Source organism: Acidovorax sp. GW458-11-26-14-TSB4 (assembly GCF_059423865.1).
Genome location: NZ_JBWKYR010000002.1, coordinates 322,631 through 348,262, shown reverse-complemented (window position 1 = coordinate 348,262; position 25,632 = coordinate 322,631). Strand labels below are relative to the sequence as shown.

Here is a 25,632-nt window from a genome sequence, read left to right as displayed (position 1 = left end):
CCTAGATGGGGTAGATGATCGAGTTGGGGATCATTTCGCTGTCGAAGACAACGAGCTTCTTCGCGAACTTCAGGCCTTCGGGCGTGCGCACCACCTCGTCGATGTAGCGGCCCACGTTGAACACCGTGGAGACCTGCGACAGCTTGGTGCGCAGCACTGCGTAGTTGGCTTCGCAGTGGATGCGCTCGCCCTCCACCCGACGCACCACGGGCGCACCGATGATGTGGCGCTGGTAGTAGGGGTCGTGGAACAGGGTTTCCTTGATCCCGTAGACCCGGTCGCGCAACATGCCCTTGCTCTCGAACGAGAGCGTGGCCAGCGGAAAGCCGCGCTCTTGGTTCTCGCGCGGCTGCAGGCGGTAGCTGCAGTCGTCGGTGAAGAAGCCGGGCCACAGGTCCCAGTCGCCCGAATCCACGGCGCTCGCGTAGTCGGCATAGAGCTGGGTGAGGGCGTAGTAGGTGGCGAAGTCCATCTCAGCCCCCTGCCTTGTCCTGGGGTGCGTCGCCGTCCTCCATGACCTCACGCCAGTATTGGTACATGCCGCGGATCAAGGTCTCGGTCACCATGTGGTCGGTGTTGCCCACCTCGCGCCCGCCCAGTTCGGCCAGCGCGCGGTGAAAGGGTTTTTGCTCGAAGCCTTGCTGCGAGAATTCGATCACCTCGCCATCGTCGGCCGAGACGAATCCCGCAGGGCCGAACAGGTTGGCCTGGCGCAGCCGGAGCTGGGTCATCTCCTGGGTGTCGTCCGCAAAGCCGAAGTGGGTCCACACGAAGTCGAAGGCGCCATGGCCTGAGGGCTGGATGTGGCGCGTGGAGACGCTGTTGACCTGCTGCTGCAGGATGACGCTGGGGAACAGCGTCATCATCACCGCCGTGGGCCCGCCCCACCAGGGCTCGGGCACGATGTCGAGGAAGCGCGGGTCTTCGAGCTGCATGCTCTCCTTGAAGCTCGACACCTGCGTGACCTGGCCCGCCTTGCCCGCCTGGCCGCGCGTGGAGACCATGGCCGCGTGGCGGTGGCGCGCATCCATCCTGAGCTCGCTCTTGTTGTCCGCGCGCCAGAGCCCGAAGGTCACGAACCAGGTGTGCAGCAGTCCGGGGTGGTAGGGGTCCTTGATGTTTTCCTGCATCAGCTTCCAGTTGCCGGGAATGCGCTGGCGGCTGTAGCCCAGCAGGGTGAGCTGGCGACCGTTGAACAGGCGGTCGAAGTAGGCCAGGATCTCTGGGCCCAGGAAGTCCTCGAACGATTCCACTCCGTGATCGAACGAGGCGAACACCACGCCGCCGCGCGTGGCCACCTTGAGCCGGTTGAGCCCATGGTCGGCAGGGTTGAAGTCGGCCGGCATGCCGCCGTGGACCTTGCCGTCCTGCTTCACGCCGCGGCGGAACGGCACACCCTGCAGCTCGCCCTTCAAGGTGTAGTTCCACTGGTGGTAGGGGCAGACCAGTTCCTTGCGGTTGCCCGAGCGCTCGCGGCAGAACTGCATGCCCCGGTGGGCACAGACGTTCTCGATCACGTTGATGCCGCCCTCGGCATCGCGCACCAACACGACCGAGCGCTCGCCAATCACCGTGCGCTTGAAGTCGCCCGCGTTCGGGATCTCGGCCTCCAGTCCCACGTAGCACCAGTGCTTCTGGTAGAAGAAGCGTTCAAGCTCCTTGCGGTGCAGTTCCTCGTCGGTATAGACCTTGAAAGGCACACGGCTGGTGCCCGGGCCCTCCCACCTGGCCTGCGCCGGGAAGATGGTGGCGGGTTCACTGTTCATGCCTGTCTCCTTGTTGTGGGTAGGGTTCAGAGCCGCTCTTCGCGCCACAGGCCCAGGGTCTTCTGCACGGGGCGGTCGGAATAGGAAAAGAGAACGCTGTCGGCCCGGGCGCGCAACGCCAGCGTGTGCCAGGACGGTACGACGAAGACGTCACGCTCCTCGAAGCGATAAACCTGGCCTTCGATCTCGGCTTCGCCACCGCCCTCCAGGCACACATACACCGTGCCATCGGTGCAGCGCCGGGGCCGGGTGGCGAAGCCGGCTGGCAGCCACTGGGCGAAAGTGCCCATGGTGGGCATGGGCGATGCGCCGGTGGCCGGGTTCACGAAGCGCTGCTTGAAACCCAGGTGCGCGTCTGGCGTGCCCTGGGCCAGGGTCTGCAGTGCTGCCCGGGTCTGCGCGTAGCGGTAGATGAACAGGCGGGTCGGGTCGCCAGGCTGCGGCGGCGCCTCGTCCACGGGCAGCATGTTCGTGCCGTAGCGCGCCAGGGCATCGCCTTCGGGCCGCTCCACGCCCTGTGAGCGTTCCAGCGACTTCTCGGCAAAGCCCGCATCCAGGAAGCGCACCAGCGGAATGTCCAGCCCGTCGAGCCAGACCACGGGCTCGCTGCCCAGGTTGCCGTGGTCGTGCCAGGTCCAGGCCGGGGTGATGATGAAGTCGCCGCAGTGCATGGTCACGCGCTCGCCGTCCACTGCCGTGTAGGCGCCTTCACCGTCGAGCACCAGGCGCAGGGCCGACTGGGTGTGGCGGTGCGCCGGCGCCACCTCGCCCGGCAGGATGAGCTGCAGACCGGCGTACAGCGACTGCGTGATGCACGACTGCCCGCGCAGGCCCGGGTTCTCGAGGATCAGCACTCGGCGCTCGGCCTCTTCGGCGCTGATCAGCCGCCCCGCCTCCAGCACCTGGTCGCGCACGGCCGCGTAGGACCAGCGGTGCGGTACGGCCGGCGAGCGTGGCCGGGGCGGCACCAGAGCGCCCAGCACCTCCCACAGCGGGGTCATGCTGTCACCGCCGATGCGCTCGTAATAGGCCTTGCGGGCGGCCAGGGTCTCTGCGGAATGGGTTCGAGGCTGTTCCATGGGGCTTCCTTGGGCGGTCACGTGCCACTGGCGTAGAAGGCGTCTGCATAGATGTGCTCAGGCAGCACGCCCCGGCGGCGCACAAGCAGCGCGGTGGCCTCCACCATCGGGGGCGCGCCGCACAGGTAGGCGCGAAAGCCGGCCAGGCGGGGCCAGTCTGCGGCGATGGCCTCGGTGACCAGGCCGCTGCGGCAGCCTGGCGCGCGGCCCGAGGCCAGCACGGTGTGCACCGTGAGGGCCGGGTGCGCGCGCTGCAACGCGGCCAGCCAGTCCAGGCCGTAAACGTCGCGCTCCGAGCGCACACCAAAGTACAGGTGCACCGGGTTGGGCAAGCCCGCCGCGAGCGCGCCGCGCACGATGGACAGGATGGGCGCGAGGCCCGTGCCGCCCGCCACGCAGAGCATGGGCCCGTCGTGCCGGCGGCGCAGGTAAGCCGAGCCGAGCGGGCCGCTCACGCGCACGGTGTCGCCCACCTTCAGGCCCTGGGCGATGTAGCCGGTGACGCGCCCCTCGGGCACCAGCCGCACGTGGAATTCCAGCTCGCCATCGCCCGCCAGCCCCGCCATGGAGTAGGGGCGCGCATGCGCGGGCGTGAACTGCAGCTGCGCGTACTGGCCGGGCGAGAAGTCCAGGGGCTTGGCCGGCTGCAGGCGCAGGCGCTTGATGTCGTGGGTGGCGTCTTCTATGGCGATCACCGTGGCCTTGAGGGTGCGCGCGGTGTGCACCACCACCTCGTCGGGCTCGGCGATCTCCACCGTGCAGGGCTCGGTCACAAAGGTCTGGCAGGCCAGCACGTAGCCGCCATCGTCCCCGACCACGGTACCCAAGGGGCGCTGGGCTTCACGACCCGCGTCGAGCACCGTGCCATCGACCACCTTGCAGCGGCAGGTGCCGCAGCGCCCGGCCATGCAGCTGTACGACACGGGCACGTCGTGGGCGCGCAGGGCCTCCAGCAGGTTCACGCCAGGGGCGACGTGCAGGGTGCGCCCGAGCGGGCGGACTTGGATTTCCATCGTGCGTTGTCTCTTGCGGTCGCAATGTTCTTGTGCGGCGGATGATCCGGGGCACCTGAAAATCAGTCAACGCGATGGTGTGAATGTTGAATATCATTGAAATCAATATTCATGAAGGCAGGCCATGGAACTCAAGGACATCGACCTCAACCTGCTGGTGGTCTTCAACCAACTGCTGGCCGAGCGCAAGGTCTCCAAGGTGGCCGAGAACCTGGGCCTGGGCCAGCCTGCGGTGAGCAATGCCCTGGCGCGCCTGCGCCGGCAGTTCGACGACCCCCTGTTTCTGCGCACCGCCAGCGGCATGCAGCCCACGCCGTTCGCCGAGCAGCTGGCCGAATCGGTGGGCTATGCGCTGGGCATGATCCATGGCGCCGTCAATGCGCGCAACGCCTTCGACCCCGCCAGCAGCCAGCGCAGCTTCACGGTGGGCATGACCGATATCGGCGAGATCTATTTCCTGCCCCAGCTCATGCAGCACCTCGGCGAACTGGCGCCCGGCGTGGGCATCAGCACAGTGCGCAACACCGCCGTGAACCTCAGGGACGCGATGGAAGCCGGCCAGGTGGACCTGGCCATCGGCCTCTTGCCGCAGCTCAAGGCCGGCTTTTTCCAGCGCCGGTTGTTCGAGCAGGACTACGTGTGCCTGTTGCGCGCCGACCACCGGCTGGCGCAGCGCCGCCAGCTGCGCCTGGCCGACTTCTTCGCGGCCGAGCATGTGGCCATCGTCTCGGCCGGCACCGGCCACGGCCAGGTCGACGAGATCCTGGACCGGCACACGCCCCAGCGGCGCGTGAAGCTCAAGGTGCCGCACTTCGTGGCCATCGGCCACATCCTGCAGTCCACCAACCTCATCGCCACCGTGCCCGAGCGGCTGGCCGCGCGCATGGTGGAGCCGTTCGGCCTGGCGGTGCGGCCGCACCCGGTGAAGCTGCCGCGCATCGCCATCAACCTGTTCTGGCATGCCAAGTACCACAAGGACCCGGCCAACCAGTGGCTGCGCACCCTGGTGTTCGACCTGCATTCGGACTATGCAGGCGGCTCGGCTCAATAGCGGTCGTCGTCTGTTCTGTTGCCCCAGGTGCCGACATTGGCAGACTTGAGCAGCGGTGACGCCTGGCCTGCGAGGGCCAGCTCGTCCGCCGCGGCCATGAGGTCCGGGCCGAAGCGGGCCATGGCCTTGGCCGTGAGCCGGGCCGATGGCCCCGCGATGACCAGCACGCCCGTGGTGGGCTCGCCCTTGCGGCGCACGGGCGCGGCCATGGAGCTCATGCCGGGCGCATAGCCGTCCTGGATCAGGCTGTAGCCGCGCCGGGCGTGGGCGTTCAGGGCCGTCTGCAGCGCCTTGAGCGAGGTGGGCGCATTGGGTCCGAACTGGCGCGGGCTGCCCAGGCCCTGCTTCGACACACGCGCGGCGGCCTCGTCCTCGGGCAATGTCATGAGCCAGGCGTGGCCTGCGGCGCTGCACGACAGGCGCAGGTCGATGCCCATGTCCGGGTCGTACAGCAGGCCCGAGCGGGCGCCCTGTGCCTTGGCCACCAGCGTGAGCCGGTCGCCGTCCACGATGGCCAGGCGCACCAGTTCCTCGGTGGTGCGCGCGAGCCGGTCGATCACCGGCTGGGCGATGTCCACCACGCCCGAGCGGCTCAGAAAGCTCAGGCCCATCGAGGCCATCTTGGTGGTGAGCGCGTAATCGCCCTTGTGCGGCATCTGGCGCACATAGCCATACCCGATCAGCTCGTGCAGCGTGCGGTGGCAGCCGCTGCGCAGCATGTTCAGGTCGGTGGAAATGCGCGCCAGCGCCACGCCATCGGGGTGCGCGACCAGGTACTCCAGGATGGCCAGGGATTTTTCGAGCGCTCCGCTCATGGGGTCTCCTTCGGGTTCATGACGCGATCATACGCAGCCTTTCAGTTTTTGAATGATATGTAAATGTTGAATGGTGTTCAGAAAATATGGATACCATGCGCCTCGTGCAGCGAAGCAGGGGGGCTTCACCCGGCAGGCCGCCACGATCCATCACGAAAGAAAGGAAGAGACAAGCATGACCACTTCAACCTTGCGCCGTGCGGCGCTGGCCACCATCGGTGCCCTGGCCTTCGCCTGTGCCGCGCCCTCGGCGCTGGCCCAGGACATCAAGGAGCGCAACCTCAAGTTCGCCTTCAGCCTGGCCAAGGACCACCCGCTCGGCCAGGGCGCGCAGAAGTTCGCCGATCTGGTCGCGCAAAAGAGCGGCGGCAAGATCAAGGTCACGCTGTTCGCCAATGCCGTGCTGGGCAGCGACACGCAGAACCTGTCGGCCGTGCGCGGTGGCACGCTCGATTTCGCGTCCATGGCCACGGGCCTGCTGGCCGGCATCGACAAGCAGTTCATGGTGTTCGACTTTCCCTTCCTGTTCGACAGCCCGCAGGAAGCCTATGGCCTGGCCGATGGCCCCCTGGGCACGAAGCTGCAGGCCGGGCTGGCTGCGCACGGCATCGTCGGCCTGGGCATCTGGGACCTGGGCTTTCGCAACATGACCAACAGCAAGCGCCCCATCGCCAGGCACGAAGACCTGCAGGGCCTCAAGCTGCGCGTGATCGCCTCGCCGATCTACCTGGACATGTTCAACACCCTGGGCGCCAACCCCGTGCCCATGACCTTCGGCGAGGTCTACGGCGCGCTGGAGTCCAAGGCCATCGACGGCCAGGACAACCCGGTGGGCGTGATCGAATCGGCCAAGTTTGCCGAGGTGCAGAAGTACCTCTCGCTCACGCGCCATGTCTACACCGGCATGCCCGTGCTCATGAGCAAGAAGACCTGGGACGGCATGTCCGAGGCAGAGCGCAAGCTCATCACCGATGCCGCCAACGAAGCGAAGCAGGAAGAACGCCGCATCGCCCAGGCCAAGGAGGCGGAGTCCATCACCAACCTGCGCAAGACCATGCAGGTCAACGAGGTGGCGCCGGCCGAGCTGGCGCGCCTGCGCCAGAAGGTGCAGCCCGTGGTCGACAAGTTCGCCAAGGAAGTCGGCGAGCCGCTGATGACCCAGGTCAACGCCGAGCTCGCGCGCATGCGCGGCGGCAAGTGAGGGCGGGCCATGGCACTGTTGGGTGACGCCGCCCTGGCGATGTGGTGGGACATCGCACCTGCCCACCGCGCCGAGTTCGAGGACTGGCATACGCACGAACACTTCCCTGAGCGCATGGGCATCCCCGGCTTCCACCGGGGCTCGCGCTGGTCCGCGGTGGACGGCGGCGAAGGCTTCTTCGTGCTGTACGAACTGGCGGCTTACGAGACCTTGTTCTGTGATGCCTACCTGGCGCGCCTGAACGCTCCCTCGCCCTGGTCCACAAAGATGATGCCGCACCACCGCCACATGGTGCGCAGCCAGTGCCGCGTGCTGGAAAGCCGCGGCGGCGCGCTGTCGCGCCATGCGCTCACGGTGCGGCTGTCGCCCGCCGAGGGGGCGGGCGAGCGGCTGCGTGCCCACCTGGGTGCGCTGGCAGGCTCGCTGTCATCGCGCCCCGGCACCACGGCCGGGCACCTGCTGCAGAACCAGACGCCGCAGATCGCCACCACCACGGAGCAGCAGATCCGCGGCGGGCCCGATCCGGCGGCCGACTGGGTCTTCATCGCCTGCGGGTACGAGCGGGCGGCGCTGGAAGCACTGGCCGGTGCTGAGCTGTCGGAGGCTGCGCTGGTGGCCGGCGGTGCGCAAGCTGGCGCGCTGCGCTGCCTCTACGCACTGGCGCACTCCAACACGGCGCAGGACCTGGGTTAGCAGCCCCGCAGCGCGTTGCGGTCAGACGATGCGCAGCTTCAGGTTGGGAAAACGGTCGATGTGGATTTCGATCTCGTCGCCCTTGACCACTGAGCCCACGTTTTCGGGCGTGCCCGAGTAGATGATGTCGCCGGCTTTGAGCTCAAAGGCGCGGGACAGGCGGCTGATCTGCTCGGCCACCGACCAGATCATGTGCTGCAGCGTGGCGCTCTGCTTGGTGGTGCCGTTCACCTTGAGCCAGATGTCGCCCTCCTTGATGTGGCCGACCTGGCTGACCGGGTAGAGCGGGCCCACGGGTGCGGACTGGTCGAAGGCCTTGCCGATCTCCCAGGGTTTCTTCTGGTCGCCCATCTCGCGCTGCAGGTCGCGGCGCGTCATGTCCAGGCCCAGCGAGTAGCCGAACACATGGTCCAGCGCCTTCTCGACCGGGATGTCGCGCCCGCCCTTGGAGAGGGCCACCACCAGCTCCACCTCGTAGTGGTAGTTCTTGGTGAGCGTGGGGTAGGCATGGTCGGCCACCACGCCGGGCTGCACGAACTGGATCGCGTCGGCCGGCTTCTGGAAGAAGAAGGGCGGCTCGCGCGTCGGGTCCGAGCCCATCTCGCGCGCATGGGCGGCGTAGTTGCGGCCGATGCAGTAGACGCGGCGCACGGGAAACACCTGGTCGCTGCCCACGATGGGAATCGTGGGCTGCGGCAGGTCGAAGGGGGTGGCGGCGGCTTTGCTGGCGCCTGCGGGCAGGGCGCAGCCGGCCACGGCGCCGGTGGCGAGAAGGGCGGAGTGGGTCAAGATGTTGCGTCGGGGTTGGTCCATGGTGCTTGTCTCCTGGCGTTGTAGTGGTGTGCCAGCGATTGTTGGGCCCTGGAGCCTGGGCGACTTGCACGCATCTACGGCCAAACCGGACTGGGCCCACACTGCACCAGCCGCTACCATGTGCGCATGCCTTCCCCGTCCCGACCGAACGCCCATGCACGCCTGTACGGCATGCAGGAGCGCGCCCAGCACCTGGATTTCGACATCCGCTTCCAGGGTGCGCGCGACGTGCTCAGCCGCCCGCACCGTCACGAGTATTTCCAGATCCAGGTGAGCCTGGAAGGCGGCGACCGGCAGGTGGTGGGCACGGCCACGCGGCCCTTCGGCGCAGGCACGCTGAGCTTTGTGCTGCCCTACCGCATGCACGTGGTGCCGCACCCGGTGGGCGCGCGCTATGCCATCATCAATTTCGACCAGCGCTTTCTCTGGCCCGAGCTCGACGTGCCCGCGCTGGACCTGGAGGACGTGCGCATGGCGCAGCACCCGGAGCTGGCGCCCTTCCTGTTCCAGGAGCACCTGGACTTCATATTCGGCCCCGAGGACTTTGCCCAGATCCTCCAGTGGCTCGATGCCCTGGTGGTGCACAACCAGCCGCGCACGCTGGGCTCGGCGGCCAGCATCCGCGGCACCCTGCTGCAGCTGCTGGGCCTGGCCTGCACGCGCTTCGCCGCCGACCTGCACGCCCAGGCCGCACGCCACCACCGGCAGGGCGGGGTGCACCATGATGCGCTGCAGCGCGCGCTGCGCCACCTGCGCGAGCACTCGCACGAGGACATCGCGCTCACCGACACGGCCGCGGCCGTGGCGCTGTCACCCAACTACCTTGCGCACCTGCTCAAGAAGCAGACCGGGCGCACCTTCACCGAGCTGCTGACCGAGCGGCGCCTGGAGCATGCGCGCGAACTGCTCGCCGGTTCCGACACCCTGATCCGCGAGATCGCGCGCCAGAGCGGCTTCCACGACGAGGCCTATTTCAGCCGCCGCTTCCGGCAGGAAGCCGGGCTCACGCCGCGCCAGTTCCGCCAGCAGGCCAGGCTCACGGGGTGATGCCTGCCGGGAGCGGGCGGCCCGCGCGCTCACCCACTGCCCGCAACTCGGCCAGCAGGCCGGCGGATACGGGCACGCCATCGCGGCTGCGCTGCTGCTCGCACTCGGCCTGGCGTTGCCCCGGGTAGCGGGCGCCAGGGCCGCTGGCCGCCAGGTAGGTCTGCATCCAGGCCTGTACGCTGGCATCCAAGGCCTCGCGCCCGGTGGTCAATGCAGGGTTGATCACCAGCGCAAAGGCGCTGGCGTTGGCGGCGGACCCTGCTGTACCGGCGCCCGCCTCCGGTGCCGAGGTGACGCCGCCCATGCTCGCCGCCAGGCACTCGACCAGCATCGCCAGCCCCAGGCCCTTGTGCCCGGCGATGGGCTGCATGGCGCCCTGCAGGGCGAGGGCGGGGTCGCTGGTCGGCTGCCCATCGGGGCCCAGCGCCCATTCGGGCGGAATGTATTGTTGCCCCTCGCGCACGGCCTGGGCCACGTGGCCGCGTGCCACCACGCTGTTGGCCATGTCGAACACCAGGGGCGCGTGGCCTGCCAGCGGCAGGGCAAAGGCCAGGGGGTTGTTGCCGATCACCGGGCCGCTGGCGCCCGGCAGCGCCATGACCGGTGGCGTGCGCTGGCACAGGAAGGCGAAGAAGCCCTGCTCCGCTGCTGCCGCCACGTACACCGCCAGCGCGGCCAGGTGGCCGGTGGCGCGGATGTGGCAGGCCACCAGGGGCTGCTGGCGGGCCCGGGCCATGGCCTGCTCCAGCGCGAAGCTGGCCACCACCTGGCCCAGCCCGCCGTCACCATCGCAGCGCAGCCAGCCGGCGGCATCGGACTCGATGCGCGGCACGGCGCGGGGATTCACCTCGCCGGCAGCGAGCCGTTCCACATAGCCCGGCAGGCGCGAGATGCCGTGCGTGTCGATGCCGCGCAGGCTGGTGCGCAGCAGCAGGCCTGCAGTCTGCAGGGCAGGCTGTGCGGCCACGCCCTGGGCCATGAGCACATCGGCCATCCAGGCGAGCAGGGTGGGGGCAGGGAGCAGGGCAGCTGCGGTCATGCGAAGGGACTTTGGATGCACGGCCGCGACCATCGGAGCCCGGGCCCCGCGAGGTCAGGGCCGCTCGGGGTTGAAATGCTTGCGCAGGCCCTGCCAGCAGCGGTAGTAGTCGTCCTGCAACTGGGCCGACTGCAGGGCCTGCGCCGTGGGGCGCTGCACGCAGCGGGTCTCGAACATGAAGGCCATGGTGTCCTTGATGGCGTGCGGCATCGAGAGATCGGCATTGCTGGCCTTCTCGAAGGTCTCGGCATCGGGCCCGTGGCCGGTCATGCTGTTGTGCAGGCTGGCGCCGCCGGGCATGAAGCCTTCGGCCTTGGCGTCGTAGACGCCGTGCACCAGGCCCATGAACTCGCTGGCGGTGTTGCGGTGGAACCAGGGCGGACGGAAGGTGTCCTGCATCACCAGGGTGCGCGGCGGGAAGACCACGAAGTCGATGTTGCTCACACCCGGCGTGTCCGACGCGCTGTGCAGCACAAGGAAGATCGATGGGTCCGGGTGGTCGTAGCTGATCGAGCCGATGGCGTTGAAGCGACGCAAGTCGTATTTGTAGGGCGCGTAGTTGCCATGCCAGGCCACCACGTCGATGGGCGAGTGCTCCATCTTCGCGGCCCACAGGTGGCCCATGAATTTGGCCACCAGCTCGTGCGGCGCGTCGATGTCCTCGTAGGCGGCATGCGGTGTGAGGAAGTCGCGCGGGTTGGCCAGGCCGTTGGAGCCGATGGGCCCCAGGTCCGGCAGGCGGAAGTTGGCGCCATAGTTCTCGCAGATGTAGCCGCGCGCCTCGCCGTCCGGCAGCTCCACGCGAAAGCGCACGCCGCGCGGTATCACCACGATCTCCTGCGGCTCGGCGTCGATCACGCCCAGCTCCGTCACGAAGCGCTGGCGGCCTTGCTGCGGCACGATGAGCATCTCGCCATCGGCGTTGTAGAACACGCGCCGCTCCATGGAGCGGTTGGCCGCGTACAGGTGCATGGCCGCACCGTTCTGGGCGTGTGGGTCGCCATTGCCGGCCATGGTGACGATGCCCTGCACGAAGTCGGTGGGCTCCGTGGGCATGGGCAGGGGGCTCCAGCGCAGCTGGTTGGGCGGCGTGGGCACGGCGCTGAAGTCGCTCACGATGCGGCCATGGTCGATGCGCTCGAACGGCGTATGCATGGCCGACGGGCGGATGCGGTACAGCCAGGAGCGGCGGTTGTCCGCGCGCAGCGCGGTGAAGGCCGTGCCGCTCAGCTGTTCGGCATACAGGCCGTAGGGACAGCGCTGCGGCGAGTTGCGGCCCACGGGCAGGGCGCCCGCGAGCGCCTCGGTGGCGAATTCATTTCCAAAGCCGGATTGGTAAGGGGTGCTCATGGTGTGGGCGTGCAAGGTGGGGGTGGGCGCGGCCCCCGATGGCCGCGCCTTCACGGCCCATTGTGCGGCGGTTCGCGCGCAGGTTTCCTGCGCGGCCCGCAATACCGCTGCCGGCGGCCAGGGAGATTCCTACTCGACCGTGACGCCCGCCTTCTTCACCAGCCGCGCGTAGCGCTCCTGCTCGGTCTTGAAGAACTGCAGCGAGGCTTCGGGCGACATGGGGTTGATGATGTTCTCCTGCTTGGCCATGGCGTCCCGGGTTTCGGGCATGGCGAAGGCGGCCACCACGGCGGCATGCAGGCGCTTGACCTCGGCGGCCGGCAGCTTGGCCGGGCCCACCACGGCGAACCAGCCGGCAATGTCCACGTCGGGGAAGCCCTGCTCTGCAATGGTCGGCAGGTCGGGCAGCGAGGGCACGCGCTGCTTGCCCATGATGCCGATGGCGCGCAGCGAGCCGGCCTTGAGCTGGCCCTGCACGGCGGGAAGGGCCACCACGCCCATCTCGACCTGGCCGCTCATCAGGTCCGTGACCATCGGGCCCACGCCCTTGTAGGGTATGTGGCGCACATCCACGCCCGCCGCTTCCATGAACATGGCGCCAGCCAGGTGGATGATGGTGCCGTTGCCCGAGGAGGCGTAGTTGTACCCGTCGGGTTTGGCCTTGAGCAGGGCCTGCAACTCCTTGGCATTCTTGGCGGCGACCTTGGGGTTGACCACCAGCACGAAGGGCGTGGCGCCGACGACGGAGATCGGCGTGATGTCACCCACGGCGTCGAACGGCATCTTCTTGAACACGCTGGGGTTGACCACGTGGTTGTTGGACACCACGCCCAGCGTGAGCCCGTCGGCCGGCGCGCGCACGATGACCGAGGCCCCGGTGATGCCGCCGGCCCCCGGCAGGTTCTCGATGGCCACGGGCTGGCCGTTCAGCGCCTTGATGAGCTGCGGCGCGGCGGCGCGCATGATGGTGTCCACACCCGAGCCGGCGCCCACGGGCAGCACCATGCGGATGGGCTTGTCGTTGGCGCGCACGGTGGCGGCGGCGCCGCACAGGGCCAGGCCGGCGAGGAGCAGGGCGGCGCGGCGGCGGTTCAGGTGGGGGATGGGGGTGGCTTGCATGGTGTTTGTCTCCTGGATGATTCTTGTGTGGTGAAAAGGGTCAGGCGGGTACGCGGTCGGCGCGGCGGGCCAGGCCGGCGAGGATTTCCTCGGTGTGCTCGCCCACCTTGGGCAGCGGGCTGCGCACACCGGGTCGGCGCCCGTCCATGCGCAGGGGCAGCAGCACCACGTCGGTGGTGCCCCCGTCGTCGGTCTGCATGGGCACCAGGCCGCCGCTGGCCTTGAGGTGCGGGTCGTCCATCAACTGGTCGGGCCGCACGATGGGGGCGTAGGGGATGCCGGCGGCCTCCAGCTTCGGTGCCAGTTCCTGCACGCGGTGGTGCTGCAGGATGGCGCCGAGCTTGTGCAGCAGCTGCGGGCGCACCGCCACGCGCAGCGCGTTGGTGGCCAGGGCCGGGTCGGCCGCCAGTTCGGGCGCCTCGATCACGCGGCACAGCGTGAGGAACTGCTTGTCGCTGACCGCACCGATGAACAGCTGCTCGCCGCCGGCCAGCGTGAACACGTCGTACACGCTCCAGGCCGACACGCGCGAGGGCATGGGCGGCGGTGCCTCGCCTGTCATGGCGAACTGCTGCATGTGCTGCGATGCCAGGAACACGCAGTTCTCGAACAGCGCGCTCTGGATCTCCTGGCCGCGGCCGGTGAAGTCGCGCTCGCGCAGCGCCGCCAGCACGCCGATGGCGCCGAACATGCCGCCCATGATGTCGTTGACCGAGGTGCCCGCGCGCAGCGGCCGGCCGACCGGGCCCGTCATGTACGACAGGCCGCCCATCATCTGCACCACCTCGTCCAGCGCCAGGCGGTTTTCGTAGGGGCCGGGCATGAAGCCCTTGTGTGTCACGTAGATCAGGCGCGGGTAGCGCGCGGACAGCGTGGCGTAGTCCAGCCCGAAGCCGGCCATCAGCCCGGGCCGGAAATTCTCCAGTACCACGTCGCAGGTGCCTGCCAGCTCGGCTGCGGTGGCGCGGCCCTCTTCGGTGGCGATGTCGATCACCACACTCTTCTTGTTGCGGTTGAACGAGCGGAAGAAGCCGATCCCCAGGCCCGGCAGCTCGCGCGTCTTGTCGCCGCCGGGCGGCTCGACCTTGATGACCTCGGCCCCCAGGTCGGCCAGCACCATGCCGCAGGTGGGGCCCATGACCATGTGGGTGAATTCGAGGACGCGGACGCCAGTGAGGGGCAGGCGGGCTTCAGTGGGGGTGCTCATGGCAGATTCCTGGTGGCGGGGCAATTCAGGCGGCAAGCGCTGCCTGGGGAAAGGTCTTGGGCAGTCCGGCGCGCCACAGCGTGCCGTGCAGGGTCTCGCCGGCCAGCCAGCCGGCCACCTGGCCGCGCAGTTCCAGCAGCCGGGCGATGTCGATGCCGGTGGCAACGCCCATGCTGCCCAGCAGGTAGGCCAGGTCCTCGGTCGAGACATTGCCGCTGGCGCCGGGCGCATGCGGGCAGCCGCCGATGCCGGCCAGGCAGGCGTCGAAGCGGTCCACACCCACTTCGAGCGCGGCGTAGACATTGGCCAGGCCCAGGCCGCGCGTGTCGTGGAAGTGCCCGCACCAGAAACGCTCGCCCGCGATGCGCACGGCGTCCTCGAACAGGTCGCGCACCATGGCGGGGTCGGCATAGCCCACGGTGTCGGCCAGGCTCACGCGGTCGGCACCGGCGTCGAGCAGGGCCTGCATCAGGCGCAGCACCTCGGCCTTGTCCACCGTGCCCTGCAGCGTGCAGCCGAAGGCCGTGCCCACGCCGCCTTCGATCAGGGTGCGCGAACCTGCTGCATCGCGTGCCGCACGGATGCGCGCCACCTCGGCCACCACCTCGTCGGGCGTCTTGCGCAGGTTGGCCAGGCTGTGGGCGTGGCTGGCCGACAGCGGCACGATCATCAGGTCGGCTGCGCCCGCAATCGCGCTCTCGGCGCCGCGCAGGTTGGGCACCAGCACCGAGGCGAACAAGCCCGGCAAGGTCTTGGCATAGGCCAGCAGCTCGCCCGTGTCCGCCAGCTGCGGCAGCAGGCGCGCGGGCACGAAGGAGCCGACCTCGATCTCGCGCTGGCCGGCCGCGTGGGCGGCGTGGATCCAGGCACGCTTGTACTCGGTGGGCAGGATGGTGGCAATGCTCTGCAGGCCGTCGCGCAGGCCGACTTCGCGGATGGTGGCGGCGCGGGGCAGGCGGGCGCTCGTGGGGGGCATGTCGTTGTCTCCAGGATCTTGGATGGCACTGTAGACATTCCCGATGCATTGAAAAAGCGGTATTCTGGAAGCTTTGGCGTTCCAAATTGGAATGGCAGATCCCTTTAGACCCATGCGAGACCTGGACCTCACCACCTTGCGCCTGTTCGTCGCCGTCTGCGAGGCGCGCAACATCGCCCGTGCCGCCGAGCAGCACCACATCGTGGCCTCTGCCATCAGCAAGCGCCTGGCGCAGCTGGAGCAGCAGGTGGGCCACGCGCTGATCGACCGGCGCCGCCGCGGCGTGGTGCCCACGGGCGCGGGCGAGATCCTGCTGCAGCACGCCCGCGCCATGCTGGCCGCGGGCGACCGCGTGGGGCGCGACATGGCGGCCTATGGCAACGGCATCACGGGGCAGGTGCGCATCCTGGCCTCGGTGTCTTCGATTGCCGAGTTCCTGCCCGACGACATCGCCGCCTTCCTGCAGGTGCCAGCGCACCGCGACATCCGCGTGGACATCGAGGAGGCAGTGAGCAGCGAGCTGGTGCGCAGCCTGCGCGAGGGCGTGGTGCCCGTGGGCGTGTGCTGGGATGCGGCGGACCTCAATGGCCTGCAGACCCGCAGCTACCGGCGCGACCACCTGGCCATCATCACCCCGCTGTCGCACCCGCTGGCGCGGCGCAAGCGCTGCGCGTTCGAGGACACGCTGGCGTTCGACCACGTGGGCCTGCCCGCGTCGACCGCCGTGCATACCATGCTGGCGCGCGCGGCGGCGATCATCGGGCGGCCGGTCAATTACCGCGCGGTGGTCAGCACCTTCGATGCGTCCATGCGCTGCGTGCGTGCCGGCCTGGGCATTGCCGTGGTGCCGCGCGAGGTGGCCGAGCCCGTGGCCGCGAGCCTGGGCGTGCGCGTTCTGCCGCTCACGGACGGCTGGGCGCAGCGGCGTTTTGCCGTCTGCTTCCACGACGAAAAGAAGCTGTCACCCGCCGCGCGCATGCTGGTGGAGCACCTGCACCAGGCGGCGCTGGCGGCCGAGGGGAGTCAGGCGGCCGGATAGAGCTTGCGCACCCGGCCGAACAGGCGCACCAGGCCCAGCAGGGCGTCGATGTTCGGCGTGGCCTCGCCCACGCGGTGGCCGATCTCCTGCACCGCGGCCACCAGGGCGTCGATCTCCAGCGCGCGGCCGGCTTCCGCATCCTGCAGCATCGAGGTCTTGAACGCACCGAGCTTGCGCGTGAGGGCATGGCGCTCCTCGGGGCTTTGCGCAATCGGGCAGCCGATGCGTGCGCCGATGCGCCCGGCCTCCTGCATGGCGGCCGAGCAGAAGCCGCGCACCAGCTCGTCGTCGAGCAGACGGTCCACCGTGGCGCCGGTGATGGCCGAGACCGGGTTCATCGTCATGTTGCCCCACAGCTTGTACCAGATGTCGTAGCGCACGTCGGCCGAGTGCGTGGCCTCGAAGCCCGCGTGGTTCAGCAGCTCGGCCAGGCGCTGCACGCGCTCGCTGCGGCCACCGCCGGGCTCGCCGATGAGCAGCCCTTGGCCCATCTTGTGCAGCACCAGGCCGGGCTCGGGCGTGGAGGTGGCGGCATGCACCACGCAGCCCACCACCTGGGCCAGGGGAATGGCGCGCGTGATCTCGCCACCCGGGTCCACGCTGGCCAGCGGCACACCGCCAAAGCCCAGTAGCTCCTGGCAGAACCACCAGGGCACGCCGTTCATGGCGGGCAGCACCAGGGTCTCGGGGCCGAGCAGCGGCGCGATGCCCTGCGCCACGCCGGCGAGGGCCGGGCCCTTGACGGCAATGACCACCAGGTCCTGCACGCCGAGGTAGGCCGGCTGGTCCGTGGCATGCGCGGGTGCCTGCACCAGCCCGTCGGCCGTCTGCAGGCGCCAGCCCTTCTCGCGCAGCGCCGCCAGCGTGGCGCCGCGCGCCACCGCGCTCACCTGGGCGCGACCTGCCGCGGCCAGCCGCGTGCCGATAAAACCGCCGATGGCGCCCGCGCCGATGATGCAAACCTTCATGGAACCTGCCTGGTCGTGGAGTGGTGAGGCGCGCGAGTCTGCCCGGCTTTGCCGTTCCCCACAATCAATCCTTTCTGATGGATTGATTAGGCGGGCTGAAGAATGCCCCGGCCTTCGGCGACGTGCTCCAGCATCAGGTCCAGGTTCTGCACGGCTGCGCCCGAGGCGCCCTTGCCCAGGTTGTCGAACACCGCAGCCAGCAGCACCTGGCCGTGCTGCGCGTTGGCGAAGACCGACAGGCGCAGCTGGTTGCTGCCGTTCAGCGCCTCGGGGTCCAGGTGCTCGGTGGACTCGGCCTCGGCCAATCCGGTCACCTCCACATGGCGCTGGCCTGCGTAGTGCTGCGCCAGGGCGTGGTGGATCGCTTCGGCGCTGGTGGCTGCAGGCAGGCTGCGCAACTGCAGGGGAATGGTGAGCACGATGCCCTGGCGGAAGGCGCCGTAGGCCGGCAGGAAGAAGGGGCGCGCCGACAGGCCTGCATGGCGCTCGATTTCGGGCGTGTGCTTGTGTGCCAGGCGCAGGCCGTAGACCTGGAAGGCCGGGGCCTGCGCGCCGGGGGCTTCGTGCTCCTGCACGCGGGCGCGCCCGCCGCCGGAGTAGCCCGACACTGCGTGGATGGCCAGGGGGTGGTCCGCCGGCACCAGGCCGGCCTGCACCAGCGGGCGCAGCAGCGCGATGGCGCCCGTGGGATAGCAGCCAGGGTTGCTCACGCGCTGTGCTCTGGCGATGCGTTCGGCCTGGCCCGCGGCCATCTCGGGAAAGCCGTAGACCCAGCCTGGCGTGGTGCGGTGTGCAGAACTTGCATCGATCACGCGCACGGCGGGGTTGGTGATGGCCGCCACCGCCTCGCGCGCAGGGCCATCGGGCAGGCACAGCACGGCAATGTCGCTGGCGTTGATGGCCTCAGCCCGGCGTGCCGGGTCCTTGCGGTCCTGCTCGGGCAGGGTCAACAGGCGCAGGTCGGTACGGCCGTGCAGGCGCTCGTGGATCTGCAGGCCGGTCGTGCCCTGGTCGCCATCAATGAAGACAAGTGGTGTGCTGTTGCTCATGGGGTTCGCTCCTGCGGGGTGCCAAATGGGTGATGCGCAATCTTCGGGCGCTGCCTAGAATTTGAAAAGTTGAATTTCACAAACATCTGGGTCAGAATTTCTGAACGACATGCGTGAACTGAACCTTGATCGCCTGCGCACCCTGGTCACCATCGCCGACCTGGGCTCCTTTGCCGAGGCCGCGCGCGTGCTGCACCTGGCGGCCCCCACGGTGAGCCTGCACATGGCCGACCTGGAGGCCCAGGTGGGTGCGCCGCTGCTGCTGCGCAAGCGCGGCGAGGTGCGCGCCACGGGCGTGGGCGAGGCCCTGGTGGAGCGTGCGCGCCGCCTGCTGGCCGATGCCGACGAAACCCTGGCCGTGGTGCAGCGCCAAGTGCAAGGCCTGGCGGGGCGCGTGCGGCTGGGGGCGTCCACCGGCGCCATCGCCCACCTGCTGCCGCAGGCGCTTGAAGTGCTGGGCCAGCAGCACCCGGGCATCGACGTGCAGGTGGCGGTACTGACCTCGCAGGACACCATGGCGCGCCTGGCCGGCGGCACGCTGGACGTGGGCCTGGTGGCGCTGCCGCAGTCCGCCCGGCGGGGTGTACAGGTGGAGCCCTGGCGGCGCGACCCGGTCATGGCCTTTGTGCCCGCGCAGTGGCAGGCCCCGACGCGCGCCACGCCGCACTGGCTGGCGCGCCAGCCGCTCATTCTCAACGACGAGGGCACCAGCCTGTCGCGCCTGACCGCCGAATGGTTCGCAGCGGCAGGCGAGCAGCCCACGGCCCGCATCCAGCTCAACTACAACGACGCCATCAAGAGCCTGGTGGCTGCGGGCTACGGTGCCACGCTGCTGCCGCACGAGGCGGCGGGCAGCACGCCGCCCGACCCGCGCATCACCATGCTGGCACTGCGCCCCGCACTGTGGCGGCCCCTGGGCCTGGCCTACTGCACCGGGGCCCTTGAGAAAGCCACGCAGCACGTGCTGGAAGTCTTGCGAGAGCAGCGCCAGGCGTGAGTGCCCTTCGGCGGGCAGCGCTGGCATGCTTCGAGAGTAGAATTTGAAAGTACTACTGTGGGTGCCGGTATGTCGGAGGGCAAGAGGCGTTCAGGCATCGGAATCTGCTGCCGCAAGCCCCTCGATGGCGCGGAGTCGATGGCCCATGGTTAGGTTTGCCAACACCTGTCGATCTCTTTGCCGGGCCCATTCATGAACCTTGCCGCACCCCTTGCCATTGCCCTGAACGAGCCTCTTGGCGCGGGAACCCGGGGGACTTGCGCGCCAGGCCGATGCCCCGATGGCGGGGGTGCCGGGGCTTGACTCCCACGACCCCACCCAAAGGCATTCCTGCCCGGACCTTGGGGGGCAGCGCAAGGCTGCGCAAGCCCTTGCACCCCGCTCCCGTGGCGCAGGCGGCCAATCCCCTGGAGGATGCGGCGGCAGAGCGTGCGCCGGTACTGCAGCGCCTGCGCAAGGCGGGCCTGCGGCCCACGATCGCGCGCATCGGCATCTACCAGGTGATCGCCGGGGCCAAGCCCTTTGGCCTGTCGGCCGACGAGGTGTACCAACGGATGCTGCTGCGCGGCACCCATGCATCGGCAAGCACCGTCTACCGGGTGATCCGGGAGTTTGACGAGCATGGGCTCGTCTCCAGCGTGTGGGACGAGAGCAGAAAGGCCGTCTACCTGGTCAAGCCTGCCGAGCCCCAGTCCAGCGTGCTGCTCATCGGATGCTCGCGCACCGGCCAGTTGGTGGCCATCGATGACGCGGATCTCCATGCGCGCCTGGTTGCCGCCGCCCGGCGCTTCGGCCTGGAGATCGAAGGGCGCGAGCTGCTCGTGCGTGCGTGAGCCGCTGACCCGCTGGACCCTGTGGGATGCAGCACCGGGGAACCCGCCACAGCGTGTGAAGACGCTTACACCGGATTCGGCGCTGGCTGGACCCCGCTGGCAGGCAGGCAGGCAGGGCGCGTTGCTGGGCCAGGCACAGCAAGAGCCAGGCGGCTTCGGCCAGCACGGCGCCCAGCACATCCGGGGGGAGTGGACCCCCAAGTACACCCGGCTGGAGGCCACGCTGCACACCAGCGCCATGCCGCATGGCGCGTGCCCTGGAGCACGGCGTGCACCAACCATCCGGCCATCAAGGCGGCTGCGCAGGTGTGTCCGTCCGGGAATGGCGCTCTCGAGTTCGTCCAGGTCTCCATTGAATTCGTCAACGGCCCGGTCGATGATGGCCAGGAGATCCTTGTCGGTCATGGGGGCAGGTCGGGGCGGGGTCGAGGGGCGCGCGGCGCCGTGTCGGCAGGCGGGTTGCGCAAGTGTCCCAATGGAACGCTGCAGGCAAGCGCCGATAATGAGACGCATCCTTAACCCCTACCGCCCGCCAGGCGTTCCATTCTTGTGTTCGATGCATTTGCGGTGATGCTCCGGGAGTCCGCCGAGCTGATTCTCATCCTGGCCTCGCTCGTGGCCTGCCTGCGCTCTGCCCGCGCCGGGGACCTGCTGCGCTGGACGGCGGCCGGTGCCGTGGCGGGCTGCACGCTCGGTGCCGGGCTCAGCCTGTGGCTCATTGCCTCGGACATCGACGCGCGCTGGACTGCGGGCCTGACCTTCGTGCTGGCCGTTGGCGTGCTGCTGATGGTGAGCACCATGCTGGTCACCGCCACCTCCATTCGCTCGCGCACGCAGGCGCTGGTAGAGGTGTGGCTTGAACGTCCTTCGGCCCCGCTCGTGATCCTGGGCTTCGCCACCGTGGTGGCCTTTCGCGAGACGCTGGAGGTGGGGCTGTTCCTGCGCTCGCAGTGGTTGCGCGCCGAGGGCTTGGACGTGCTCGCCGGCGCCGCGCTGGGCGTGCTCGGCGTGGTGTGCCTGGTCATCGCATCGCGCAAGATCAGCACGCGCATCGGCCTGCTGGCGGCCTTTCGGGTGTCGGCGCTGGTGCTGTCGCTGCTCTCCATCCAGATGATGCTCGGGGCACTGGCGGAGTTCGCGCATGAGTCGGTCGCCGCGGGCGCGGATGCACAACTGCTGGCCTGGGCCCGGCCGGCACTGCCCGAAGGCCGGTGGTACGGATGGATGTGCGCGGCGCTGATGTCCATGCCCGTGGTCTGCGTGCTGCGCAGCTGGTGGCGAGAGACTTGCGCATAGCGCAAAACGGAGCGGGCCGCTGCCCTCGCGGCCGTGCAGGCAGCGCGGCCAAAAATGAAACAGGGCCGGCGCTTGCGCGCACGGCCCTGTGTCAAGGGTGCAGGGTGGCGATCAGGCCGTTGCGTCCTTGAGCTTCTTCAGCGCGCGGGTCTTGATCTTCACGCTGGCGGGCTTGGCGGGGAACCAGCGCTCTTCACCGGTGAAGGGGTCCTTGCCGAAGCGCTTCTTCTTGGCGGCCACTTGCTGCAGGCCGATCTTCAGCACGCCGGGCAGCGTGAATTCGCCGGAGCCCTTCTTGTGCACGGAGCCCAGGATGGCGGCTTCGAGCGCTGCCAGCACGGCCTTGGTGGCCTTGGGTTCCACGCCCGATTGCTCGGCCAGGTGGGCCACCAGGGTCGTCTTGTTGAAGGCGGCCTTGATGGGCTTGAGCGCTGCAGGCGTTGCTGCTGCGGCGGCGGGTGCAGCCTTCTTGGCTGCCGGTGCTGCGGCCTTCTTGGCAGCAGCAGGCGCTGCCTTCTTGGCCACGGGTGCTGCAGCCTTCTTCGCTGCGGGTGCTGCTGCCTTGGGCGCAGCGGTCTTCTTTGCAGTTGCCATGATGATGATTCTTTGTTTTCGAGAGTTGCAATGGGCCTCCTCGCATATGCAAGGAGGTGCGCGATTTTAGAAGCACTGCGCGCGCGAACGCTATAGGACAAGACCGCAAAACCCCAGCGGCCTTTGCTTGGCGTGATTTTTACAACGGCGGCAATGCGTTTTTGTGCACTGTCAGGCGCGCAGAAATGCCGAAGGCGGAGTGCCCAGGCGCTTCCTGAACATCGTGGAAAAAGCGCCGGGGCTTTCGTAGCCGAGGTCCAGCGCGACCGTGGTCACCGCATCGCCAAGCGACAGGCGCGACAGGGCCGCGAGCAGGCAGGCCTGCTGGCGCCACTCGCCGAACGACATGCCGGTCTGCAGGCGAAAGAAGCGCGTGAAGCCGCGCTCGCTCCTGTGCAGCTGCTGCGCCCAGTCGGCAGGTGACGCATGCACATCCGGCCGGTGCAGAAAGCGCGCGCACAGGGCCGCCAGCGCCGCGTCGCGCGGCATGGGCGCGAAGAAGGGCAGGGTCGGCGCACGCTGCAGTTCGTGCACGATGAGCTGCACCAGGGCGGCGTCGCGCCCCCGCCGCTCGTACTCGGCCGGCAGGCCGGCCGAGTCCAGCAGCAGCTGGCGCAGCAGGGGCGAGACCTGCAGCACCTCGCACTGCAGGGCCGCCCGCGGTGCGGCGCGCGGCTCGATGTACAGGCTGCGCGTGCTCACGCCCAGCATGCGCACGCGGTGCGGTTTGCCGGCCGGTATCCACACGCCGCAGCTCGGCGGCACGACCCAGGCGCCATCGTCCGTGCCGACTTCCATGCTGCCTGTGGCACCGTAGAGGAACTGCGCGCGCCGGTGGCTGTGCGTGTCGAGCAAGGTGCCCGCGGGGTAGTCGGTGGCAATGGCCAGCAGCGGCCGGTCCACGCCATCGACGGTGCTCAGGGGAATGTTGCGCATGGGCCTGGGCGAGTGGCTGAAATGCAAACATTATTGTCCTGGCTGCGAAAGCGGGCCAGGGCCTTGCGGGCTACGCTGGGGCCTGTGTCTTGTTGCCCTTGGATCTGCGCATGGAGTTCTACCTCGTCCTGGCCGTGTTCGGCACCCTGGCCGGTGTCACCACCGTGCTCTTCGGCTTTGGCGGTGGCTTCGTCGTCGTACCCGTGCTCTACCGCACCCTGGTGCATCTGCATGGTGCGGACAGTGCCGTCGGCCAGTCGGCCATGCAGGTCGCGGTGGCGACCTCCACCTGCGTGATGATCGTCGGCGCGGGCCTGGCCACGCGGCGCCACCACCGCGCCGGCAATGTGGACTGGGTGCAGGTGCGGCCGCTGCTGGCGGCCATTGCGGCGGGTGCGGTGGCGGGTGCAGCGGCCGCCACCGCGCTGCGCAGCGACTGGGTGCGCTGGGCCTTTGTTGCCTACCTGGCGCTCACCATCCTTGACGGCCTGCTGCGCCCGGGCTTCATCCGGCCGCGCGTTGCTGCAGCGGACCAGGCCGCCAAGCGACGGCCCTCCGGCCCGCTGACTGCCGTTCTGGGGCTGGTCATCGGTGCGGCGGCCGCGTTCCTGGGCGTGGGGGGCAGCGTGATGACGGTGCCGCTGATGCGCCGGCGCGGCGCGCCCATGGTGCAGGCCACGGCGGCGGCCAATCCCCTGTCGCTGCCGGTGGCGCTGGCCGGCACCGCCACCTACGTGCTGCTGGCCTGGAACCAGTCCGTGCCGCTGGGCGCCTGGCATGCGGGCTTCGTGGACCTCAGGGCCTTTGCGGTGCTGGTCGTGGGCTCGTGGCTCGGCATCCGCCTGGGCGGGTGCTTCGTGGGGCGCCTGCCCGATGGCCTGCACGCCAAGGTCTACCTGGCGCTGCTGACCCTGGTGCTGCTGGCCATGCTCATGCGCTGACGATCACGTCCGCGCGCCGCAGGCTGGCGTGCAGGGCGTGTACGTCCTCCTCGCGGTGGGCGAGCACGGCGCTTTGGTTGATGTAACCCTTGTCGGTGATCTCGCCCGCATCCGCATCGGGCGGCGTGCGCAGCACCAGCGCCCGCGTGGGGCATTGCGACGAGCCCGCGCCCGCCTCGCGCCGCGCACGCATCACGCTGCGCAGGGCCTCTTCCAGCCGCGGCGCATCGCCCGCGCCAGCGGCCGAGGGAAAGACCAGCATGCCCACTTCGTCGCGGTCGTGCCCGGTGAGCACGATGTCCTGCACCAGCGGCGCCAGCTGCGAGACCAGCTCCACGCGCAGCGTGCCCACCGAGACCCAGCTGCCGGTGGACAGCTTGAAATCCTCGGCCACGCGGCCGTTGAACACCACGCCGCGCTCGGGCCGCCCGGTGTCGGCCAGATAGCCTGCGTCGCCGATGCGGTAAAAGCCCTCCTGGTCGAAAGCCGCCTCGGTTTCGCGCGGTGCATTGCGGTAGCCCGGGAACACCGACACGCCCTTGACCCGCATCTCCAGCTTGCCCCCGTTGGGCACCAGCTTGAGCGTGAGGCCCGGCAGCGGCGCGCCGATGCAGCCCGCACCCTGCATGCGCCAGTGGGCCGTGGTGATGGCCGGGGCGGTCTCGGTCGCACCCCAGGAGGTGGTGAGCCACAGCGGCTGCGTGGGCCGGGCGCGCGCGGCCACAGCCTCGAGCCGCTGCCAGGTGGAGGGTGCGAGCGCCGCCGCTGCGTAGAAGGCCAAGCGCAGGCGCGAGAACACCTCGGCCGCCAGGGCCGGGTCGGATTCGAGCGCGGGCAGCAGCATGTCGAAGCCGCGCGGCACGTTGAACAGCAGCGTCGGCCGAACCTCGCGCAGGTTGCGCAGGGTCTTCTCGATCAGGCCGGGCGCGGGCCGGCCCTCGTCGACGTACAGCGCGCCGCCGTGGCACAGCACCATGTTCAGGTTGTGGTTGCCGCCAAAGGTGTGGCTCCAGGGCAGCCAGTCCACCAGCACGGGCTTTTCGTGGGCCAGGAAGCGCCAGATCTGCGCGATCATCTGCTGGTTGGCGCAGAGCATGCGGTGGGTGTTGATCACCACCTTGGGCTTGCCGGTGGAGCCCGATGTCAGCAGGTACTTGGCATGGGTGTCGGGCGTGATGGCCTCGAAGGCCTGCATCACCGCAGGCGTTTCCCGGCCCGCGAGCAACTGCTCAAAGCCGAGGGCGCCCGGGACTTCCTCTGCGTTGCGGCTGAATACCCGCACCGCGCTGCCGCCATAGCCTGCCAGGGCCGGCGCGTAGGCGCGGGCGTCCGATGCATAGACCAGGGCGGGGTCGAGCGCGGCCAGCATGCTGTGCAGCCGGCCCGGGTCGCGCGAGCGTGCATACGCACTCGACAGCGAGCATGGCGTGCGGCCGATGTGCATGGCGGCCAGCATCAGCACCGCATGGTCCACCGCGTTGTCCGACAGGATGGCGATGGGGCGCCCCGCAGGCAGATCCAGGTCCAGCAGCGACTGGGCCACCGCACCCACGGCCTGGCGCAGTTGGGCGTAGCTCAGCCGGCGCCAGTCCGCGCCATCGCCGCTGCGTTCGGCCAGGGCCAGCGCGTCGGCGGTCTCTAGCGCCCAGTGCTCCAGCCATTCGCCCACGCAGCGCGCATACAGGCCCAGTGGTTCGGGCGAGTGCAGGGTGAAGGCGCCGCCAGGCAGCGGGGTGTGGACGGTGTTCGGGGGCGCCAGCTCGGCGGGATCGTCGACGAAATCGGTGGGCATCGCGGTGTCTCTTGTTTT

Annotated in this window: 25 protein-coding genes; 9 read left to right on the top strand and 16 right to left on the bottom strand. The window is 69.2% G+C overall.

All coding sequences use genetic code 11. The features are described from left to right. Position 1: 1 nt before the first annotated feature. The 4 genes from AC07X5_RS08070 to AC07X5_RS08055 are packed head-to-tail and all read right to left on the bottom strand — an operon-like array spanning position 2 to position 3,858. Positions 2–472, bottom strand: coding sequence for an aromatic-ring-hydroxylating dioxygenase subunit beta (locus tag AC07X5_RS08070; RefSeq protein ID WP_409954990.1), 471 nt, complete (start codon positions 470–472; stop codon positions 2–4). Between the two features lies 1 nt (position 473). Continuing rightward, positions 474–1,766: an aromatic ring-hydroxylating dioxygenase subunit alpha gene (locus AC07X5_RS08065; RefSeq protein ID WP_494769703.1), complete on the bottom strand. Its 1,293-nt coding sequence runs from the start codon at positions 1,764–1,766 to the stop codon at positions 474–476. A 26-nt stretch (positions 1,767–1,792) separates the two neighbouring features. Further along, positions 1,793–2,845, bottom strand: coding sequence for a gentisate 1,2-dioxygenase (gtdA, locus tag AC07X5_RS08060; RefSeq protein ID WP_494769702.1), 1,053 nt, complete (start codon positions 2,843–2,845; stop codon positions 1,793–1,795). A 17-nt stretch (positions 2,846–2,862) separates the two neighbouring features. Beyond that, positions 2,863–3,858, bottom strand: coding sequence for a 2Fe-2S iron-sulfur cluster-binding protein (locus AC07X5_RS08055; RefSeq protein WP_494769701.1), 996 nt, complete (start codon positions 3,856–3,858; stop codon positions 2,863–2,865). A 124-nt stretch (positions 3,859–3,982) separates the two neighbouring features. Here AC07X5_RS08055 and AC07X5_RS08050 point away from each other — a divergent pair, with 124 nt between their 5' ends. Next, on the top strand, positions 3,983–4,909 hold the full coding sequence (locus AC07X5_RS08050; protein WP_494769700.1) for a LysR family transcriptional regulator: 927 nt from the start codon (positions 3,983–3,985) through the stop codon (positions 4,907–4,909). Here AC07X5_RS08050 and AC07X5_RS08045 read toward each other — a convergent pair. Next, positions 4,903–5,724, bottom strand: a complete 822-nt coding sequence (locus tag AC07X5_RS08045) for an IclR family transcriptional regulator (RefSeq protein ID WP_409954999.1) — start codon at positions 5,722–5,724, stop codon at positions 4,903–4,905. The two genes, AC07X5_RS08050 and AC07X5_RS08045, sit on opposite strands and share 7 nt — an antisense overlap. 175 nt (positions 5,725–5,899) lie before the next feature. Here AC07X5_RS08045 and AC07X5_RS08040 point away from each other — a divergent pair, with 175 nt between their 5' ends. Together AC07X5_RS08040 and AC07X5_RS08035 are read left to right on the top strand one after the other, a co-directional pair. Next, positions 5,900–6,925: a TRAP transporter substrate-binding protein gene (locus AC07X5_RS08040; RefSeq protein ID WP_409955001.1), complete on the top strand. Its 1,026-nt coding sequence runs from the start codon at positions 5,900–5,902 to the stop codon at positions 6,923–6,925. A gap of 9 nt (positions 6,926–6,934) precedes the next feature. Next, positions 6,935–7,618, top strand: coding sequence for a hypothetical protein (locus tag AC07X5_RS08035; RefSeq protein WP_494769699.1), 684 nt, complete (start codon positions 6,935–6,937; stop codon positions 7,616–7,618). Between the two features lie 21 nt (positions 7,619–7,639). Here the strand turns inward: AC07X5_RS08035 and AC07X5_RS08030 are convergent, their stop codons facing one another. Next, a complete protein-coding gene (locus tag AC07X5_RS08030) occupies positions 7,640–8,431 on the bottom strand; it encodes a fumarylacetoacetate hydrolase family protein (protein ID WP_494769698.1) in 792 nt (263 codons plus the stop codon). A 126-nt stretch (positions 8,432–8,557) separates the two neighbouring features. Here AC07X5_RS08030 and AC07X5_RS08025 point away from each other — a divergent pair, with 126 nt between their 5' ends. Continuing rightward, positions 8,558–9,478 (top strand): helix-turn-helix transcriptional regulator, encoded by a 921-nt coding sequence (locus AC07X5_RS08025; protein ID WP_494769697.1) that lies wholly within the window; start codon positions 8,558–8,560, stop codon positions 9,476–9,478. On the opposite strand, the gene AC07X5_RS08020 is transcribed toward AC07X5_RS08025, so the two are convergent. From AC07X5_RS08020 to AC07X5_RS08000, 5 genes are all read right to left on the bottom strand, one after another. Beyond that, the gene (locus AC07X5_RS08020) at positions 9,468–10,517 is read right to left on the bottom strand and encodes an Ldh family oxidoreductase (RefSeq protein ID WP_494769696.1); all 1,050 of its coding nucleotides are present in this window, start codon (positions 10,515–10,517) and stop codon (positions 9,468–9,470) included. The two genes, AC07X5_RS08025 and AC07X5_RS08020, sit on opposite strands and share 11 nt — an antisense overlap. Before the next feature lie 54 nt (positions 10,518–10,571). After that, a complete protein-coding gene (gene hmgA / locus AC07X5_RS08015) occupies positions 10,572–11,867 on the bottom strand; it encodes a homogentisate 1,2-dioxygenase (RefSeq protein WP_494769695.1) in 1,296 nt (431 codons plus the stop codon). Positions 11,868–11,996: 129 nt separating this feature from the next. Further along, on the bottom strand, positions 11,997–12,986 hold the full coding sequence (locus AC07X5_RS08010; protein WP_494769694.1) for a tripartite tricarboxylate transporter substrate binding protein: 990 nt from the start codon (positions 12,984–12,986) through the stop codon (positions 11,997–11,999). Positions 12,987–13,026: 40 nt separating this feature from the next. Then, entirely contained in the window at positions 13,027–14,193 is a 1,167-nt protein-coding gene (locus tag AC07X5_RS08005) for a CaiB/BaiF CoA transferase family protein (protein ID WP_409956418.1), read from the bottom strand. A 25-nt stretch (positions 14,194–14,218) separates the two neighbouring features. After that, entirely contained in the window at positions 14,219–15,169 is a 951-nt protein-coding gene (locus AC07X5_RS08000) for a hydroxymethylglutaryl-CoA lyase (protein WP_494769693.1), read from the bottom strand. Between the two features lie 112 nt (positions 15,170–15,281). Between AC07X5_RS08000 and AC07X5_RS07995 the strand changes: the two genes are divergently transcribed. Beyond that, on the top strand, positions 15,282–16,208 hold the full coding sequence (locus tag AC07X5_RS07995) for a LysR family transcriptional regulator (protein ID WP_494769692.1): 927 nt from the start codon (positions 15,282–15,284) through the stop codon (positions 16,206–16,208). On the opposite strand, the gene AC07X5_RS07990 is transcribed toward AC07X5_RS07995, so the two are convergent. Both AC07X5_RS07990 and argC read right to left on the bottom strand, forming a co-directional pair. Then, a complete protein-coding gene (locus AC07X5_RS07990; protein WP_494769691.1) occupies positions 16,193–17,176 on the bottom strand; it encodes a 2-dehydropantoate 2-reductase in 984 nt (327 codons plus the stop codon). The genes AC07X5_RS07995 and AC07X5_RS07990 overlap by 16 nt on opposite strands. Before the next feature lie 86 nt (positions 17,177–17,262). Continuing rightward, positions 17,263–18,225, bottom strand: a complete 963-nt coding sequence (argC, locus tag AC07X5_RS07985; RefSeq protein ID WP_494769690.1) for an N-acetyl-gamma-glutamyl-phosphate reductase — start codon at positions 18,223–18,225, stop codon at positions 17,263–17,265. Between the two features lie 109 nt (positions 18,226–18,334). Here argC and AC07X5_RS07980 point away from each other — a divergent pair, with 109 nt between their 5' ends. The 3 genes from AC07X5_RS07980 (at position 18,335) to AC07X5_RS07970 (ending at position 21,351) form a co-directional block, all read left to right on the top strand. Beyond that, positions 18,335–19,222 (top strand): LysR family transcriptional regulator, encoded by an 888-nt coding sequence (locus AC07X5_RS07980; protein ID WP_494769689.1) that lies wholly within the window; start codon positions 18,335–18,337, stop codon positions 19,220–19,222. A gap of 371 nt (positions 19,223–19,593) precedes the next feature. Then, positions 19,594–20,055, top strand: a complete 462-nt coding sequence (locus AC07X5_RS07975) for a Fur family transcriptional regulator (RefSeq protein WP_409960018.1) — start codon at positions 19,594–19,596, stop codon at positions 20,053–20,055. 570 nt (positions 20,056–20,625) lie between these two features. Next, positions 20,626–21,351: an FTR1 family protein gene (locus AC07X5_RS07970; RefSeq protein WP_494769688.1), complete on the top strand. Its 726-nt coding sequence runs from the start codon at positions 20,626–20,628 to the stop codon at positions 21,349–21,351. 111 nt (positions 21,352–21,462) lie between these two features. Here the strand turns inward: AC07X5_RS07970 and AC07X5_RS07965 are convergent, their stop codons facing one another. Then, complete coding sequence (locus tag AC07X5_RS07965) at positions 21,463–21,945, bottom strand: HU family DNA-binding protein (protein WP_409960022.1); 483 nt, start codon at positions 21,943–21,945, stop codon at positions 21,463–21,465. Positions 21,946–22,116: 171 nt separating this feature from the next. After that, positions 22,117–22,881 (bottom strand): AraC family transcriptional regulator, encoded by a 765-nt coding sequence (locus AC07X5_RS07960; protein ID WP_494769687.1) that lies wholly within the window; start codon positions 22,879–22,881, stop codon positions 22,117–22,119. Positions 22,882–22,991: 110 nt separating this feature from the next. On the opposite strand from AC07X5_RS07960, the gene AC07X5_RS07955 reads away from it, so the two are divergent. Then, positions 22,992–23,822: a sulfite exporter TauE/SafE family protein gene (locus AC07X5_RS07955; RefSeq protein WP_494769686.1), complete on the top strand. Its 831-nt coding sequence runs from the start codon at positions 22,992–22,994 to the stop codon at positions 23,820–23,822. On the opposite strand, the gene AC07X5_RS07950 is transcribed toward AC07X5_RS07955, so the two are convergent. Continuing rightward, on the bottom strand, positions 23,812–25,614 hold the full coding sequence (locus tag AC07X5_RS07950) for a feruloyl-CoA synthase (protein WP_494769685.1): 1,803 nt from the start codon (positions 25,612–25,614) through the stop codon (positions 23,812–23,814). The genes AC07X5_RS07955 and AC07X5_RS07950 overlap by 11 nt on opposite strands. Positions 25,615–25,632: the final 18 nt, after the last annotated feature.

Bases quoted from the DNA above. Each gene is read 5' to 3' on its own strand.
- AC07X5_RS08070 (WP_409954990.1), bottom strand. From the start codon at position 472: ATGGACTTCGCCACCTACTACGCCCTCACCCAGCTCTATGCCGACTAC.
- AC07X5_RS08065 (WP_494769703.1), bottom strand. From the start codon at position 1,766: ATGAACAGTGAACCCGCCACCATCTTCCCGGCGCAGGCCAGGTGGGAG.
- gtdA (WP_494769702.1), bottom strand. From the start codon at position 2,845: ATGGAACAGCCTCGAACCCATTCCGCAGAGACCCTGGCCGCCCGCAAG.
- AC07X5_RS08055 (WP_494769701.1), bottom strand. From the start codon at position 3,858: ATGGAAATCCAAGTCCGCCCGCTCGGGCGCACCCTGCACGTCGCCCCT.
- AC07X5_RS08050 (WP_494769700.1), top strand. From the start codon at position 3,983: ATGGAACTCAAGGACATCGACCTCAACCTGCTGGTGGTCTTCAACCAA.
- AC07X5_RS08045 (WP_409954999.1), bottom strand. From the start codon at position 5,724: ATGAGCGGAGCGCTCGAAAAATCCCTGGCCATCCTGGAGTACCTGGTC.
- AC07X5_RS08040 (WP_409955001.1), top strand. From the start codon at position 5,900: ATGACCACTTCAACCTTGCGCCGTGCGGCGCTGGCCACCATCGGTGCC.
- AC07X5_RS08035 (WP_494769699.1), top strand. From the start codon at position 6,935: ATGGCACTGTTGGGTGACGCCGCCCTGGCGATGTGGTGGGACATCGCA.
- AC07X5_RS08030 (WP_494769698.1), bottom strand. From the start codon at position 8,431: ATGGACCAACCCCGACGCAACATCTTGACCCACTCCGCCCTTCTCGCC.
- AC07X5_RS08025 (WP_494769697.1), top strand. From the start codon at position 8,558: ATGCCTTCCCCGTCCCGACCGAACGCCCATGCACGCCTGTACGGCATG.
- AC07X5_RS08020 (WP_494769696.1), bottom strand. From the start codon at position 10,517: ATGACCGCAGCTGCCCTGCTCCCTGCCCCCACCCTGCTCGCCTGGATG.
- hmgA (WP_494769695.1), bottom strand. From the start codon at position 11,867: ATGAGCACCCCTTACCAATCCGGCTTTGGAAATGAATTCGCCACCGAG.
- AC07X5_RS08010 (WP_494769694.1), bottom strand. From the start codon at position 12,986: ATGCAAGCCACCCCCATCCCCCACCTGAACCGCCGCCGCGCCGCCCTG.
- AC07X5_RS08005 (WP_409956418.1), bottom strand. From the start codon at position 14,193: ATGAGCACCCCCACTGAAGCCCGCCTGCCCCTCACTGGCGTCCGCGTC.
- AC07X5_RS08000 (WP_494769693.1), bottom strand. From the start codon at position 15,169: ATGCCCCCCACGAGCGCCCGCCTGCCCCGCGCCGCCACCATCCGCGAA.
- AC07X5_RS07995 (WP_494769692.1), top strand. From the start codon at position 15,282: ATGCGAGACCTGGACCTCACCACCTTGCGCCTGTTCGTCGCCGTCTGC.
- AC07X5_RS07990 (WP_494769691.1), bottom strand. From the start codon at position 17,176: ATGAAGGTTTGCATCATCGGCGCGGGCGCCATCGGCGGTTTTATCGGC.
- argC (WP_494769690.1), bottom strand. From the start codon at position 18,225: ATGAGCAACAGCACACCACTTGTCTTCATTGATGGCGACCAGGGCACG.
- AC07X5_RS07980 (WP_494769689.1), top strand. From the start codon at position 18,335: ATGCGTGAACTGAACCTTGATCGCCTGCGCACCCTGGTCACCATCGCC.
- AC07X5_RS07970 (WP_494769688.1), top strand. From the start codon at position 20,626: ATGCTCCGGGAGTCCGCCGAGCTGATTCTCATCCTGGCCTCGCTCGTG.
- AC07X5_RS07965 (WP_409960022.1), bottom strand. From the start codon at position 21,945: ATGGCAACTGCAAAGAAGACCGCTGCGCCCAAGGCAGCAGCACCCGCA.
- AC07X5_RS07960 (WP_494769687.1), bottom strand. From the start codon at position 22,881: ATGCGCAACATTCCCCTGAGCACCGTCGATGGCGTGGACCGGCCGCTG.
- AC07X5_RS07955 (WP_494769686.1), top strand. From the start codon at position 22,992: ATGGAGTTCTACCTCGTCCTGGCCGTGTTCGGCACCCTGGCCGGTGTC.
- AC07X5_RS07950 (WP_494769685.1), bottom strand. From the start codon at position 25,614: ATGCCCACCGATTTCGTCGACGATCCCGCCGAGCTGGCGCCCCCGAAC.